13 protein-coding genes are annotated in these 13,637 nt (G+C 63.8%); 6 read left to right on the forward strand and 7 right to left on the reverse strand.

Going from position 1 to position 13,637, the window contains the following annotated elements; translation table 11 throughout:
* Nucleotides 1-105 precede the first annotated feature (105 nt).
* Nucleotides 106-1,008, forward strand: coding sequence for a DMT family transporter (locus C8J33_RS17055; RefSeq protein ID WP_110801291.1), 903 nt, complete (start codon nucleotides 106-108; stop codon nucleotides 1,006-1,008).
* Nucleotides 1,009-1,050: 42 nt separating this feature from the next.
* Here C8J33_RS17055 and C8J33_RS17060 read toward each other — a convergent pair whose 3' ends face one another.
* Nucleotides 1,051-2,163, reverse strand: a complete 1,113-nt coding sequence (locus C8J33_RS17060; RefSeq protein WP_110801290.1) for a hypothetical protein — start codon at nucleotides 2,161-2,163, stop codon at nucleotides 1,051-1,053.
* A 179-nt stretch (nucleotides 2,164-2,342) separates the two neighbouring features.
* Between C8J33_RS17060 and C8J33_RS17065 the strand changes: the two genes are divergently transcribed.
* Nucleotides 2,343-2,798 (forward strand): BA14K family protein, encoded by a 456-nt coding sequence (locus tag C8J33_RS17065; protein ID WP_110801471.1) that lies wholly within the window; start codon nucleotides 2,343-2,345, stop codon nucleotides 2,796-2,798.
* Between the two features lie 72 nt (nucleotides 2,799-2,870).
* On the opposite strand, the gene C8J33_RS17070 is transcribed toward C8J33_RS17065, so the two are convergent.
* Complete coding sequence (locus C8J33_RS17070) at nucleotides 2,871-3,455, reverse strand: YceI family protein (protein ID WP_110734934.1); 585 nt, start codon at nucleotides 3,453-3,455, stop codon at nucleotides 2,871-2,873.
* 64 nt (nucleotides 3,456-3,519) lie between these two features.
* The gene (locus tag C8J33_RS17075; RefSeq protein ID WP_207904042.1) at nucleotides 3,520-4,683 is read right to left on the reverse strand and encodes a cytochrome b/b6 domain-containing protein; all 1,164 of its coding nucleotides are present in this window, start codon (nucleotides 4,681-4,683) and stop codon (nucleotides 3,520-3,522) included.
* 290 nt (nucleotides 4,684-4,973) lie between these two features.
* Here C8J33_RS17075 and C8J33_RS17080 point away from each other — a divergent pair, with 290 nt between their 5' ends.
* Nucleotides 4,974-6,674 carry a dihydroxyacetone kinase family protein gene (locus tag C8J33_RS17080; protein ID WP_110801470.1) on the forward strand — a complete coding sequence of 567 codons (1,701 nt, stop codon included), beginning with the start codon at nucleotides 4,974-4,976 and terminating at the stop codon, nucleotides 6,672-6,674.
* Nucleotides 6,675-6,706: 32 nt separating this feature from the next.
* On the opposite strand, the gene C8J33_RS17085 is transcribed toward C8J33_RS17080, so the two are convergent.
* On the reverse strand, nucleotides 6,707-7,675 hold the full coding sequence (locus tag C8J33_RS17085) for an AraC family transcriptional regulator (protein ID WP_132664969.1): 969 nt from the start codon (nucleotides 7,673-7,675) through the stop codon (nucleotides 6,707-6,709).
* Between the two features lie 112 nt (nucleotides 7,676-7,787).
* On the opposite strand from C8J33_RS17085, the gene C8J33_RS17090 reads away from it, so the two are divergent.
* Both C8J33_RS17090 and C8J33_RS17095 read left to right on the forward strand, forming a co-directional pair.
* Complete coding sequence (locus tag C8J33_RS17090; protein ID WP_110801288.1) at nucleotides 7,788-8,996, forward strand: MFS transporter; 1,209 nt, start codon at nucleotides 7,788-7,790, stop codon at nucleotides 8,994-8,996.
* A gap of 144 nt (nucleotides 8,997-9,140) precedes the next feature.
* On the forward strand, nucleotides 9,141-9,842 hold the full coding sequence (locus C8J33_RS17095; RefSeq protein ID WP_132664970.1) for an SDR family oxidoreductase: 702 nt from the start codon (nucleotides 9,141-9,143) through the stop codon (nucleotides 9,840-9,842).
* A 6-nt stretch (nucleotides 9,843-9,848) separates the two neighbouring features.
* Here the strand turns inward: C8J33_RS17095 and C8J33_RS17100 are convergent, their stop codons facing one another.
* From C8J33_RS17100 to C8J33_RS17110, 3 genes are all read right to left on the reverse strand, one after another.
* Nucleotides 9,849-10,457, reverse strand: coding sequence for a pyridoxamine 5'-phosphate oxidase family protein (locus tag C8J33_RS17100; protein ID WP_110801286.1), 609 nt, complete (start codon nucleotides 10,455-10,457; stop codon nucleotides 9,849-9,851).
* A gap of 72 nt (nucleotides 10,458-10,529) precedes the next feature.
* Complete coding sequence (locus C8J33_RS17105; protein WP_110801285.1) at nucleotides 10,530-11,198, reverse strand: DUF2161 domain-containing phosphodiesterase; 669 nt, start codon at nucleotides 11,196-11,198, stop codon at nucleotides 10,530-10,532.
* A gap of 70 nt (nucleotides 11,199-11,268) precedes the next feature.
* Entirely contained in the window at nucleotides 11,269-12,042 is a 774-nt protein-coding gene (locus tag C8J33_RS17110) for a GntR family transcriptional regulator (RefSeq protein ID WP_422038536.1), read from the reverse strand.
* A gap of 203 nt (nucleotides 12,043-12,245) precedes the next feature.
* On the opposite strand from C8J33_RS17110, the gene C8J33_RS17115 reads away from it, so the two are divergent.
* Entirely contained in the window at nucleotides 12,246-13,505 is a 1,260-nt protein-coding gene (locus tag C8J33_RS17115) for an ABC transporter substrate-binding protein (protein WP_110801284.1), read from the forward strand.
* The last annotated feature ends 132 nt before the right edge of the window (nucleotides 13,506-13,637 follow it).

The following is a 13,637-nucleotide window of genomic DNA, read 5'->3' on the forward strand; positions in this document are numbered from 1 at the left end:
TTGCCGCCCGCGTGTCAGGCGCGAATGCTTCGGCGATGACCGAAGCGTCGGCGGCCGGAAACCTGTAAGGCTCTGCCCTATCGACATCAACGACCTGGACCGGACATGCCCGAACAACAGCCCCGCCTTGCCATAAGCCTTTTGATGCTCCTGGCGCTCGCCACCCTCTGGGGCGCGTCCTATACCTTCATCAAGATTGGTGTCGCCACGATCCCGCCCATCACGCTGATCGCCGCAAGGACGATCATTGCCGGCAGCCTGCTTCTGATCGTTCTTCGTCTGCGCGGGCTGAAGCTGCCGAGGGATCGCCGCAATACGCGCCGTTTCGTCATCCAGGCCGTCCTGAACTCCGTTCTGCCCTTCACGCTGATTGCGTGGGGAGAGCAGCATGTCGATGCAGGACTGGCCGTCATCCTGAATTCGTTGACGCCCGTCTTTGCTTTCCTGATCAATGCCCTCATAACGCGTCATGAAGCGGTCACGACCCCGAAGCTGTTCGGCGTCGCTTTCGGGCTTCTCGGCATCTGCCTCGTGGTCGGCCCGTCCGTTCTTGCGGGATTTGGCACCGGCGTCATCGCGCAGCTCGCCATCATCCTCGCGGCTGTCGCCTATGGCGGAGCCGTGACTTTTGGCCGGACCTTCCGGGATCTCGACCCGATGATGCCGGCGGCGGGCTCCCTCATCTGGGGCGGCGTGATCCTGCTGCCCGTCAGTCTTCTCGTCGATCAGCCCTGGACGCTTGCGCCTGCCATGTCATCGCTCGCAGCACTTCTCGCCTTGTCCATTTTCTCGACGGCGCTTGCCTTCGTTCTCTATTTCACACTGCTGCAGAGGCTGGGCTCCGTCGGCACCACGGCGCAGGCCTATCTGCGCGTCCCGATCGGCGTCGGCATCGGGGTTCTGTTTCTCGGCGAAACGCCCAACCCGAACGCCTTGCTGGGCCTCGTCTTCGTGGTGGCGAGCGTCATCGCGATGACAATGCCGGCCCGTCGGAGGTCCGGACGATGAGAGAGCGTCCATTCCTTGTCGATGGCGCAATGTTCGCGATGCCTATTCCCAGTAGCCGTCATCGGCGAGCGTCGAAACACGGTTCAGCACCTTAGCCCCGTCAGCCAGGGACGAGATATTGGTATAGTCCTCGCAAAGCGTCATCACCCATTTATGCTGTTCGCCTGTGCCGGGATTGCTGATGATCCGGCTGTAGATCTCCGCTCCGTCATCCGTTCCGCCGATCTGCATGGCCGGCGTGAACGTGACCGGTGAATGAACAGGCGGACTGCATCTGCCGGCCGCGACGAGCTGTGCTGCGAGATCCAACGCGGATTTGTCGGAACGGGGGTGGACCCAGTCCTCCCGGGCCCATTTTTCCCAGCGCGACAGTCCGAATTCCCGCGTCCAGAACGTCTGCTCCATCTGCATCGCCTCGCCTGGGCTCTGTCCATCCGGAGCGCCGCGGGAGTAATGACTGGATACCACCGAGATGAGATCGCGACCGGATGTGTAGGTGATCTTATCGACAGTCCATGTGGTCAGAGCGCGGGAATAGCGGAGCGCGCATGCGCCCATATTCGCAGAGGCCGCGCCTTTCTGGAGCTTCGTCTGGAATACACCGTATCCTGTAGCACCGAGCGCGGGGACCTCCGCCGGGCCGATGACCCAGCCGCGAAAGAAGCGCTGGGAGCTGTCCTTGTTTGCCGCACAAAGATCACTTTCGAAAGAGGACAGAGAAACCGGGCTGTAACTGCCCATGATGAACCCATACCCGTCGTCATGCCACTGGATCGAGGCGCCGTTCCGCTCAAGGTCGTCATCGTCATCAGGGGCCGCTTTGCCGCAGGGGACCTGGCGAAGGGTGGAGCTGATGATGCGCGTTTCGGTGAAGCGGGATACGGGAACGTTGATTTTCGACACCGGCCCCGCCGCACAGCCGGAGGTGGGTGCAGGGAAGTTCTGAAGGGTGTAGTGCGGTGTTTCTCCCGGTGCGATATCCCGGTGCCGCTGACAGCCTTTGTCTCCGGGGACGCCGGAGACCGCTTTTCCATCGGGTCCCGTGCACACATCCATGACCATGAAGTCCGCAATGGGACCGAAACCCTGGGGCTGTGCGGACGTCATGGACGCCGCCATGGCAGCAGTAACCGAGGCAAGCAGGAACGTCTTCATGGCAATTCTCATATCCTTACCGATCCCGCTTCGTTGCGGCCGGACGGAGGCTATATCGCATTGCCGGACGTATTATGGCCGACGCCGCAGTATGATGTTCCGCAGGTGATTGCTGCCGTGCGCCTTACCGCGCGCTACTGACGCACTATGTCCAATCCATAACCAATGGAAAAGGCATGATGAAAAAACTCGCAATTATCCTGATTTCCCTCGTCACCGCACTGACCAGCTTTGTGCCGGCGCAGGCGTTCCCGGCACGGCCTGTCACGACATCGGCAGGCTCCACATCCACAGGCACGACAGACGTTCAGCAGGTTCAGTATCGGGAAGACAGGCGGATTATTCGCCGGCACAACCAGCGCAACGGCGATCGTTACAACGGCCGCTACGATCGTCGTGACCGCTACAGCGACCATCGCCGCTATGACCGGCGCGATCGCAACCGTGATGGCCGGCGTTATGACCGTCGTCACCGTAACAATGGCGCGATTATCGGTGGTCTTGCCGCCGGCGCCATCATCGGCGGCGCGATCGCCTCGCAGAACCGCAGCAGCTGTGCAGCGCGCTACCGTTCCTACCGTGCGTCGGATAACACGTACCAGCCCAACTCGGGCCCGCGTCGTGTTTGCCGTTAAGGTTTGAAACGGCGCCGTATGCGTTCCAAGGCTAGAGATGGCGCAGCCCGAGAGGTCTGCGCCATTTTTCTGTTACTTCGCTGCGCTTGCCTCGACGGAAATGCGAACGACGACGTCATCGGAGACCGCCGGGGCGAACATTCCAAGATTGAAGTCGGTGCGCTTGACCGTAGCGGTCGCATTGAAGCCGATCCACGGCTTGTTTTCCATCGGATGCTGGCCCTGCTGATTGAGGACGGTATCGAGGACGACCGGCTTGGTGACGCCGTTCAGCGTGAGATCGCCGGTGATCAGCGCGGTCTTCTCGCCGGTGACCTTGATCGAGGTCGACTTGAAGCTGACATTCGGTGCCTTGCCTTCGCCACCGAAGAAGTCGGCCGACTGGAAGTGCTTGTCGCGGCCGGCATCGCCGGTCTGGAGCGACGAGATCGGGAATTCGACCGTGACGGTCGAGGTCTCGGGCTTGGCTTCATCAAAGTTGATCGTGCCCGTGATGCCGCTGAACATTCCGCTCGTGGTCGAGAAGCCCAGGTGCTGGTAGGAAAAGACGACTTGGCTGTGGCCGGAATCGAACGTGTAGGCCTTGGGCTCTGCATGAGCAGCACCTGCAAGAAGCATTGCCGACGCGAAGACAGCATACTTGGTTCTGGAGATCATGATCTTGTCCTTCGTTCATGCCGCCTGCGGAATGCAGGCGGAAATGGAATTACGAGGCGGTGCCTCAGCGCTTTGCCTGCAGGGAGATATCGACCTCGACCGGAAAGCCGACTGTCTTCTCGTCGGCGTAACCTTCGCCGACTTTGAAGTCCCGTCGGTCCAGCACCGTCTGGCCTGCCATGTCAGCGACGCCATCCTTGATGGTCATCGTGAACGGCAGCCGCACCGGCAGCTCGATGCCCTTGAGATTTAAGGTTCCAACCGCAAGGAAGTCCTTGCCCTCCGGCTGAATCTTGGCGGTGAATTGCGCCTGCGGATGCTGTGCCGCATCCAGAAATCCGGCACCCTTCACCTGATCGCTCACGCTGCCCAGCGTGACGCTTGAAAGATTGATGACGGCTTTGACATCGCCCGTTCCCGTGGCCTTGTCAAAGGCGATGGAGGCCGTCCAGTCCGAGAACGAGCCGGAAACCGGCGTCCCCATCTGCTTGACCTTGAAGCCGAGCGTGCCCTCGGTCACCTGCCATTCGGATGTCGCGGCCTGAAGGGAAGCTGCGGGGGCCGATGCGGCGCGAAGGCCTATCTGCGAGGCGAACACCACACCCGCGAAAGCCACCGCGGCTAGTCCGAAGGCCATGGCGGACCTCCAGCCGGCACGTCCGGAATCCGTTCCTGCGCTCTTCCCGCGCGTCATCCGCTGGAGAACGCCGTCACGATCGATCAGGGCGTGTTTCAACGCGCCTGCCACGTGCAGCCCGATGGCCAGACAGAGCGTCCAGGCCAGAAGCTGATGCGTCGCCGCCATGCGCTGCGCCAGTTCATCCGACTTCTGCACCAGCGGCAGATCCTGGCCGAACGGCCAGAGGATCGGCGCGTATCCAGAGGTCGCGGCATGCTCGATCCAGCCCGTCAGCGGAACCAGCAGCATCGAACCGTAGAGCATCCAGTGAACCACGCCGGCCACGAAAGTCTCAAGGCGCCGCTGCGGGTGGACGGGATCCGGATGCGGCTGGAAAAGCGTCCAACAGATACGGGCGAGCGCCAGCGTGAAAGCGAGAACGCCGAGGGTCTTGTGGATCGAGAAGTAGAGAACCTTCGCATCGACCGCCTCCATCGACGATCGATGCGCGATAAAGCCCATTGCGATGTTGAGACTGATGACGACGGCTGTCGCCCAATGGAAAAAGCGGGACACGCTTCCGTAAGCCGTCGAACTGTTATGCTTCACGCGGGCTTCTCCGATGTCGTGGCTTGTCAAAGCATATCGTCGCTTACAAAAGAACCCGGGCAAATGCAGACATACTGTTCACTATTTGCGAACAATCACGATAGATTGATCATTTTTTATATTCAAAGACGTCGGCCGCCCTAATTCGACTCTGCGGTCGCAAATGAAGGCAAAGACTCGTGTGAATGCGCCCAATCGGTATCGCGTGTACCGGCGATTGGCAGTATTTACGGATGCTATACGCGTTGACGATCATTTCGTGACGCAGCTTCGCTGAGGAGACGATGCACATGACGACGATCTACGACGAACCGGAAGACTTCGCGGCAAGCGCGCTGAAAGGCTACGCCGCCGTCTATGGTCGCTTCGTACGCGCGGTGAAGGGTGGCGTCATCAGATCCACGCCGAGGGTCGAGGGAAAGGTTGCGGTCGTCGTCGGTGGTGGGTCCGGGCATTATCCGGCCTTTGCCGGATATGTCGGAACCGGTCTGGCGGATGCCGCTGTGGCAGGCGATGTCTTCGCGTCGCCCTCGACGGCCGCCGTTGCGCGGGTCTGCCGGTTGGCGGATCGGGGCGGCGGCGTGCTGCTCGGCTATGGCAACTATGCCGGCGACGTGTTGAATTTCGGCGCTGCCGCCGAGCGGCTGCGGGCGGAAGGTCTCGATGTTCGCGTGCTTCCGGTCACGGATGACGTGGCCAGCGGACCGGCCGACGATCACCTGAGCCGCCGCGGTATCGCAGGCGACCTCATCGTCTTCAAGATCGCCGGTGCGGCCGCAGAGGAGGGCCGGTCGCTGGATGCAGTCGAGACGGTGGCAAAGCATGCCAATGCCCGCACGGTCTCCTTCGGCGTCGCGTTCGGCGGCTGTACCCTGCCGGGGTCGGCAGAGCCGTTGTTCACGGTACCCAAGGGCCAGATGGCGCTCGGCCTCGGCATTCATGGCGAGCCGGGGATCAGCGAAACCGCGATCCTTCCGGCAGCGGCACTTGCCGATCTCCTGACGCACCGTCTGCTGGCGGAGCGCCCTGCCGATTGCACGCGCGTTGCCGTGATCCTGAACGGCCTCGGCGCCACCAAATACGAAGAACTCTTCGTCCTCTGGCCGCAGGTCGCGGCGCGGTTGTCCGCAGCGGGCTTGGAGGTCGTGCGTCCCGAGGTCGGCGAGTTCGTGACGAGCCTCGATATGCGCGGCTGCTCGCTCAGCCTGCTTTGGCTGGATGCGGATCTCGAACGCCTCTGGTGCGCGCCTTGCGAAACGGCTGTTCTGGTCCGGCGCGAAGAACCTGCCCTTGCAGAGCCGATCTCTGAGGAAGCAGAGGAAACACTGAGCTTTCCCGAGGCGTCCGATGCCTCACGCGAGACCGGCCGCTGCATCGCCGGCATCATCACCAAGCTCGCCGAGGTGCTCCACGAGGCGGAGGCCGAACTTGGGCGGATCGACGCGCAGGCGGGCGATGGTGATCACGGACAGGGCATGACCCGCGGCGCGACGGCCGCCCGTGTGGCGGCAGATGCCGCCGTTGCAGCAGGTGCCGGTGCTCGAAGCGTTCTCGCGGCGGCAGCCGATGCCTGGGCGGATCGCGCAGGCGGCACCTCGGGCGTGATCTGGGGCGTGCTGCTCCGGGCTTGGAGCACGGCGCTTTCGGACATCGAGATGCGGGATGACGCCGCCATCGTGGCCGGCGCGCGCCTGGCTCTCGACGGCGTCACGCGGCTCGGAGGCGCGGAGGTCGGCGACAAGACGCTGGTCGATGCACTCGTGCCCTTCGTGGAGACGCTGGAGACGGCGTTTGCGGAAACGCGATCGTTGAAGACGGCCTGGACCCGTGCCGCCACCGCTGCGAACACGGCCGCCGAAGAGACGCGCGCCCTCACGCCCCGCCTTGGGCGCGCGCGCCCGCTCGCCGAACGCAGCATCGGCCACCGCGATGCCGGTGCGGTTTCGCTGGCGCTTTGCGCGGAGACCGTGGTTGCGCTGTTGGGCGATTGACGGAATGCGTGCGCGCCGTATCCCCACGGCGCTCACGCCCCTTGCGGAACTCCGAGCATATCCGTTGCGGGCGCCCGCGGCTGGCGTTTTGCAACATCCCGCACGTGGCTTGGCGGGCTGCCGGTGATGCGCTTGAAAGCGCGGCTGAAGGATGCCTCCGACTCGTAGCCGAGCCGCTCCGCCACCGCTGCGACCCGTTGGCCTTCGCCGAGCCACTGGTGGGCCTGATGCATGCGCATGCGGGCGACGTAGCGGGCGGGCGTTTCGCCTACCACCTCCGCAAAGCGCTGGGCGAAGCCCGAGCGCGAGGCGCCCATGTGTCGGGCGAGTTCGTCGACGCTCCAGTCGTGGGCGGGATCGAGATGGATCGCCGCCAGCACGCGGCCGATCTCAGGGTTGCGCAAGGCAGCCAGCCAGCCGGTCGAATCGCCGCAGCCATGCTCCACCCAGGTGCGGATCAGCGTGGCCGTCAGCACGTCGGCGAGACGCGAGAGGATGCCGCCGGCACCGACGCGGTTCATCTCGACCTCACGCTGCATGGCATCGAGCAGCGGGCGGATGGAGGGCTCGCTGGCGGCGAGGTCGCTGGCCCGCATCACGTCCGGCATCAGTTGCAGCAGCGGATGGAGCGAATCGACATTGAAGCGCATCAGGGCATAGAACAGCACGTTGCCGCTTTTGGCGCCCCGGCATTCCAGCTCGACGATTCCGTCGCAGAGCGGCTTGCGGGGCAGGGCGGCGAGCGGAGTGGCCGGCACGTCGGGCGCGCTGGCGATGATATGGGCATCGCCGCGCGGCAGAAGCAGGGCGTCACCGGGATGAAGCTCGCTCCACGCGCCGGAGGGCCCCTGGAAGAAGGCGGAGCCCGCTGCGAGGAAGTGGAACTGCGCGGCATCCTGTTTCGGGAAGGCCGTCGCCCATGGGGCCGTCGGCTGGCAGCGGCTGTAATCCACGCCGTCGAGGCGCAGCCCTTTGAGCATTTCCGTCAGCGGATCGTTCACGGCACGGGCTCCCAATTTTGGACGAATGGTCATGTGATATGGATTTTATAGCATAGATTCTCCAGTCTGTCGCGCCTAACCATAGGGACATATCCTATTGGAGAACATTCTAATGAACACGCTTATCGATGATGACGTACAACAAGTGCCGGGAACCGACGACGTTAAAACGGCGGCCTGGGCCGGCGTCGCCTCGCTGTCTCTCGGTGTCTTCGCGCTGGTGACGGCCGAATTCCTGCCGGCGAGCCTGCTGACGCCCATGTCGCAGGATCTGGGCGTCAGCATCGGCGCGGCCGGACAATCCGTCACGATGACGGCCATCGTCGGTGCGGTTGCCGGCCCGGCCGTCGTGATCGGAACCAGCCGGTGGGACCGTCGCGCGACGCTTCTGGTGCTGACCGCGCTTCTCATCGTGTCGAGCCTCATGGCGGCCTTTGCCAGCGGTCTTCCGATGCTGCTTCTGTCCCGCGCCCTGCTCGGCATCGGTCTCGGCGGCTTCTGGGCCATGTCGCTGGCGCTCGCCATGCGTCTCGTTCCCGGTCGTCTCATGCCGCGCGCCATGGCGATCATCATGACGGGCGTCTCGCTCGCCACCGTGTGCGCCGCACCCCTCGGCGCCTGGATCGGAGAGGCCTATGGCTGGCGCACGGCCTTCGGCATCTCCGCCGCACTCGGCATCGTCGCCTTCATCATGCAGGCCGCAAGCCTTCCCGTCATGCCGTCGAAGGGTGCGGCCGGGCTTTCGACGCTGCTGGGCGTCCTGCGCCGGCCGGCCATTCGCGTCGGTTTGCTGACGGTGCTTCTCGTCGTCGCCGGGCACTTCGCCGGGTTCACCTTCATTCGCTATTATCTCGAGACCGTTCCCGGTTTCGGCGTGGAAGGCCTCTCGGCGATCCTGCTCGCCTATGGCATCGGCGGCTTTCTTGGCAATATCTTCGGTGGCTTCGTCTCAGAACGGAATACCTCGCTCTCGATCGCACTTGCCGCCGGTGGCGTCGCCGCGACGGCGCTGGTTCTGGCGCTCCTCGGAGCCTCTCCGGCGATCGCCGCCGTGACCACCGCCCTCTGGGGCTTCGCCTTCGGCGCCCTGCCGGTCAGCGTCCAGAGCTATGTGACGCGTGCTGCCGGCGACGAGGCCGAAAGTGCCGGTGCGTTGATGCTCAGCACGTTCCAGATCGCGATTTCGAGCGGCGCCGTGCTCGGCGGGCTGCTTGTCGATACCCACGGCGCGGCGGCGGTCTTCGGGTTCACCAGCATCTCCGCCCTCCTCGGCGTGGTCGTCATCGTCTTTGCCGGACGGGCCCGCCTGCAGACAGCCTAATTCGCTCGTCACGAAACGAGCGGCGGCAGCAATGCCGCCGTTCGCATGTCGGCACGACGCCCATCACCCGCAAAAACCGCTTCGCCCGGACGATGTCCAGTGGCATACATTCTGAAACCATCCAGCACGCGAAAGGCAGACGCCATGACCGACAAGATCGCCATCATCACCGCAGGCGGAAGCGGCATGGGTGCGGACGCTGCCCGAAGGCTGGCCGCCGATGGCTTCAAGGTCGCGATCGTCTCGTCTTCCGGCAAGGGTGAGGCGCTGGCCGAAGAGCTCGGCGGTCTGGGCGTGACCGGCTCCAACCAATCGAACGAGGATCTCAAGACACTGGTCGATCGCACCATGGAGCGCTGGGGCCGCATCGATGTTCTCGTCAACAGCGCCGGCCACGGTCCGCGCGCGCCCGTTGCCGATATCACCGACGAGGACTGGGTGCGGGGCATGGACGTCTATTTCATGAACGTGGTGCGCCCGGTTCGGCTGGTCGCGCCGATCATGCGCGCACAGAAATCCGGCGTCATCATCAACATTTCGAGCTTCAGCGCCGTCGAGCCCGACCCGGTCTTCCCGACCTCGTCGGTCTTCCGCGCAGGGCTTGCCGCCTATACCAAGCTTTTCGCCGACCAGTTCGCCGCCGACAACGTGCGGATGAACAACGTCCTCCCCGGCTTCATCGACAGCCTGCCGGAGAAGGAGGCGTTTCGCAACCGCGTTCCCATGGGCCGCTATGGCAAAAGCGAGGAGATCGCTGCCACTGTATCGTTTCTCGCCTCGCAGGGCGCGGGCTACATCACGGGACAGAGCATCCGCGTGGATGGCGGCATCACGCGCTCGCTCTGAGACGTGCTACCACATCGTCCGGGCAGCGCGTGCCGCCCATTCGCGATCGTAGGTTTCCTGGTCGAAGCTCGCCTTTGCTTCCTTCAGCAATTGCCCGGCGGTCGGCAGGGTGGCCGGGTCGTGGAAGCGGGCGGGGTTCCAGAGTTCGGAGCGGATGAGCGCGCGGGCACACTGGAAATACACCTCGTGGATCTCGACCATGATGACGCTGCGCGGGTGCTTGCCGTCCATCTCGAAGCTTTCGAGAAGGTCGAGATCGATCGAGACGGTGGCCGCGCCGTTGATCCGCATCGTCGTATTGGAGCCGGGGACGAGCAGCATGAGGGCGACGCGGGGGTCGCGAACGATGTTCTTCAGCGAATCGATGCGGTTGTTGCCGCGCCAATCCGGCAGGAGCACGGTCTTTTCGTCGCGCACCCGGACGACGCTTTCCGCATCGCCGCGCGGCGAGCAGTCCATGCCATCCGGCCCAACAGTGGCGAGGGCCAGAAACGGTGATGCCTCGATCATCGCGCGGTAGCCCGGCGTCAGGGACAAGGTCACCTTGGCGGTAGATGCTTCCGAAACGCCGTCATAGATCTCGGCAAGCTGGTCGATCGTGCGGATGGTCGTCATGGTCTCTCCCTTTCCCGTCGCGGATCGTCTATCACCGTTTTATGACAGTTTTCGGCGGGTCCGAAACGGCTTTCATCCCTCTGCCGTATCCTCGATCTGCGGCCAACGCTCCAGCGCCTTGGTGCCACTTTCGGTCAGCCGGTAGATCCCACGCTCGACACGCTCGAACCAGCCATAGACATTGTCCTGCAAGATCGCGGCCGCCTTGGGTGCCTTTGGCCGCATCTCGACCGGCCGCACCCGCCCGGCCCGGATCGCGGCAGCGCAGAGAAGGGCCTGCTGGCGGTAGGCGGTCATGATCGGTGCCCGCGCGCCGCCACCGGCGGTCGGGTCGCCGTGGCGAGCGCGATGTTCCTTGACGAGGCGCGCCCGACGCTTCGGGTTGGTGCGCGGCATGGGCGAGACGGCGCTGACGATGACGCTGACGGCCCCGGTATCCGCAACGCCGAGCATGCCGATGCCGAGCCTGCGGCAGAGATCGCGATAGCGCTTGTCCGCCTCCCGCCCGCGCCCCTTCGCCGATACCCGCGCGGCAATCCAGACCTCGTCGCAAAGGGTCGCCCGGTCCACGGCCTGCAGGATCAGCTCCAGATTGAAGGTCAGCTTGAGCTCGCAGACGACGACGATGTCCGGCTCGCCCGCGCGAACGCCGACGAGATCGCAACTCGCAACCTCGCCTTTCACCACGAAGCCGAAGCCTTCCAGAAATGTCTTTACGGGCAGATAGAGAGTGGTTTCCACGATCGGTTCCGGTGCAACGGCCGGCTTCTACCGCAGTTCGCCCGCCGGAGCGACCCTCGGAATATGTGCGCTACGACTGCGTCAGCGTCAGCGGATATCGCTCGGGGTGATGGATCAGCGTCGTCATGTTGATCGGTCGGTTGCGGCGATCGAACACGATCTGGTCGACGGTGAGCACGGCGGCCGGGTTGGCAAGTTCCAGACGTTCGGCCTCCCACGGCGTGGCGATGCGGGCGCTGAGCGTCGTGTGGCCCCGGCCGGGCTGGATATGATAGCGGTCGCGCAGTTCGGCATAGAGCGAGCGGTTGGCCCCGGTCCAGTCGAGATCGGCCAATCCCGGCACCTGGGCTGCCGGCAGCCAGTCCGTCTGGATGGCGACCGGCACGCCATCGATCGTCCGGATCCGCTTCAGAATCACCACTTCCGCACCCTCGGGCAGAAACAGAGGTCGCGTGATGTCGGCGGCCGGCTTATAGGCCTGCACCTCCACCAGCATGCTGCCGGGCTGCCGGTTGGTGGAGAGGGCGGTCGCCGTAAAACTCTCCAGCACCTGCAGCTCGTAGCCGAGCGGGCGCAGCGTCACGTACAGGCCCTTGCCCGGCTGGCTTTTCACCATGCCCTGGCGGATCAGATCCTGGATCGCGTGGCGCACCGTGATCCGGCTGACGCCGAAGGATTCGACGAGCTTGCGCTCGGAGGGCAGTTTGCCGTTGTGCGGCAGGCGTCCGTCCTCGATAGCACGCAGCAGCGCCTCCTTCACCTGCTGGTGAAGCGGCCGCGGATCGTCATGGCGCACCATGGCGGCAAGCGGCGCATCGACTGGCGCGCTGCGGTTCCCGTCCACCAAGATGTCTGCTGCCGCACCGTCGCCCAACCGGATTCCTTTCCTGCTCGCACCATCATTACAGATCTTGTCATAAGCCTGAAATATAAAATTGGAGAGCGATTGACATAACTGGTCATATCCAGTCCAATCGTCATCAGCGGCCGACAAAAACAAAACGAAGACGCCGTCAGAGGAAAAAATCGAACAGGGGAACGACCGTCATGTTCAATCGAAAGCTTGCCTTCAGCCTACCACTTCTCGCGCTTTTGGGCGCCGGTGCGGCACACGCTGAAACCGTGTCGGTCTTCTGCGCATCGACCGAGTTCGAGCTCTGCACCAAGGCCGCCGCCGCCTGGAAGGAGAAGACCGGGAACGAGGCGAAGATCAACAAGATGCCGGCGCTGCTGGATGATGCGATCCCGCTCTACCAGCAGCTGCTCGCCGCGAAATCCACCGATGTCGATGTTCTCTTCCTCGACGTCATCTGGCTCGGCATGTTCAAGAACAACCTGCTCGACATCTCCACCCTCGTGCCCAAGGCCGATCAGGACCAGCATTTCGCCTCCACGCTGAACGCCGCCAAGCTCGACGGCAAGCTGGTGGCCATGCCCGCCTATATGGACGTCGGCCTGATGTTCTACCGGAAGGATCTTCTGGAGAAATACGGCAAGCCCGCGCCCAAGACCTGGGAAGAGCTGACGGCGACCGCCAAGGAGATCCAGGACAAGGAGCGCGCCGACGGCAAGACCGACATGTGGGGCTATGCCTGGCAAGCCAAGAGCTTCGAAGGCCTGACCTGCGACGCGATCGAGCTGATCGGCTCCAGCGGCGGCGGCAACATCATTTCCGACGACGGAAAGGTGACGATCGACAATCCCGCTGCTGTCGGCGCGCTGACGCTTGCGAAAAGCTGGATCGGCACGATCAGCCCCGAAGGCGTGCTCAACTACGACGAGGAAGCCTCGCGCGCCGTCTTCGAGTCCGGCAACGCTGTCTTCCACCGCAACTGGCCCTACGTCTGGGGCACGTCGCAGACCAAGGGCAGCGCCGTCATCGACAAGGTCGGCATGATGCCGCTTCCGGTCGGCAAGGCCGGCGAAAAGTCGTCCGGTTGCCTCGGTCCGATGTATTACGGCGTCTCGAAATTCTCGACGAAGCCGGATGTCGCGGCGAACTTCGTCGATTTCATCACGGGCCCGGAAATGCAGAAGATGCGCGCCGTCGATGCCGCCTTCAACCCGTCCATCACCGCGCTCTATACCGATCCCGACGTCCTCAAGAAGATCCCCTTCCTCAAGGACAACCAGCAGGCCTTTGCCGACAGCGCCAGCCGCCCGTCCGGCTATACCGGCACCAGCTACAACCGCGTGTCGCAGGCCTTCTATCGCAGCGTCCACGACATGCTGTCCGGCAGTAAAGAGGTCGAGAGCGGCCTCAAGGACCTGGCCGCCCGGCTGGAGAAGCTGAAAGAAAGTCGCTGAGCCCTCCCAAGGCTGTCCTCCGTTTCCGTCCCTTAAGGGGTCGGAAACGGAGGCGCGATGTGGCTTCGAACTCTCCCTTGTCTCGTCTCTAATCTTCCGCACGACCACGAGCCTGCCGCGGCGCAGGCGCGG

It is taken from the genome of Rhizobium sp. PP-CC-3G-465, from assembly GCF_004343445.1.
Classification (GTDB): Bacteria; Pseudomonadota; Alphaproteobacteria; order Rhizobiales; family Rhizobiaceae; genus Ferranicluibacter; species Ferranicluibacter rubi.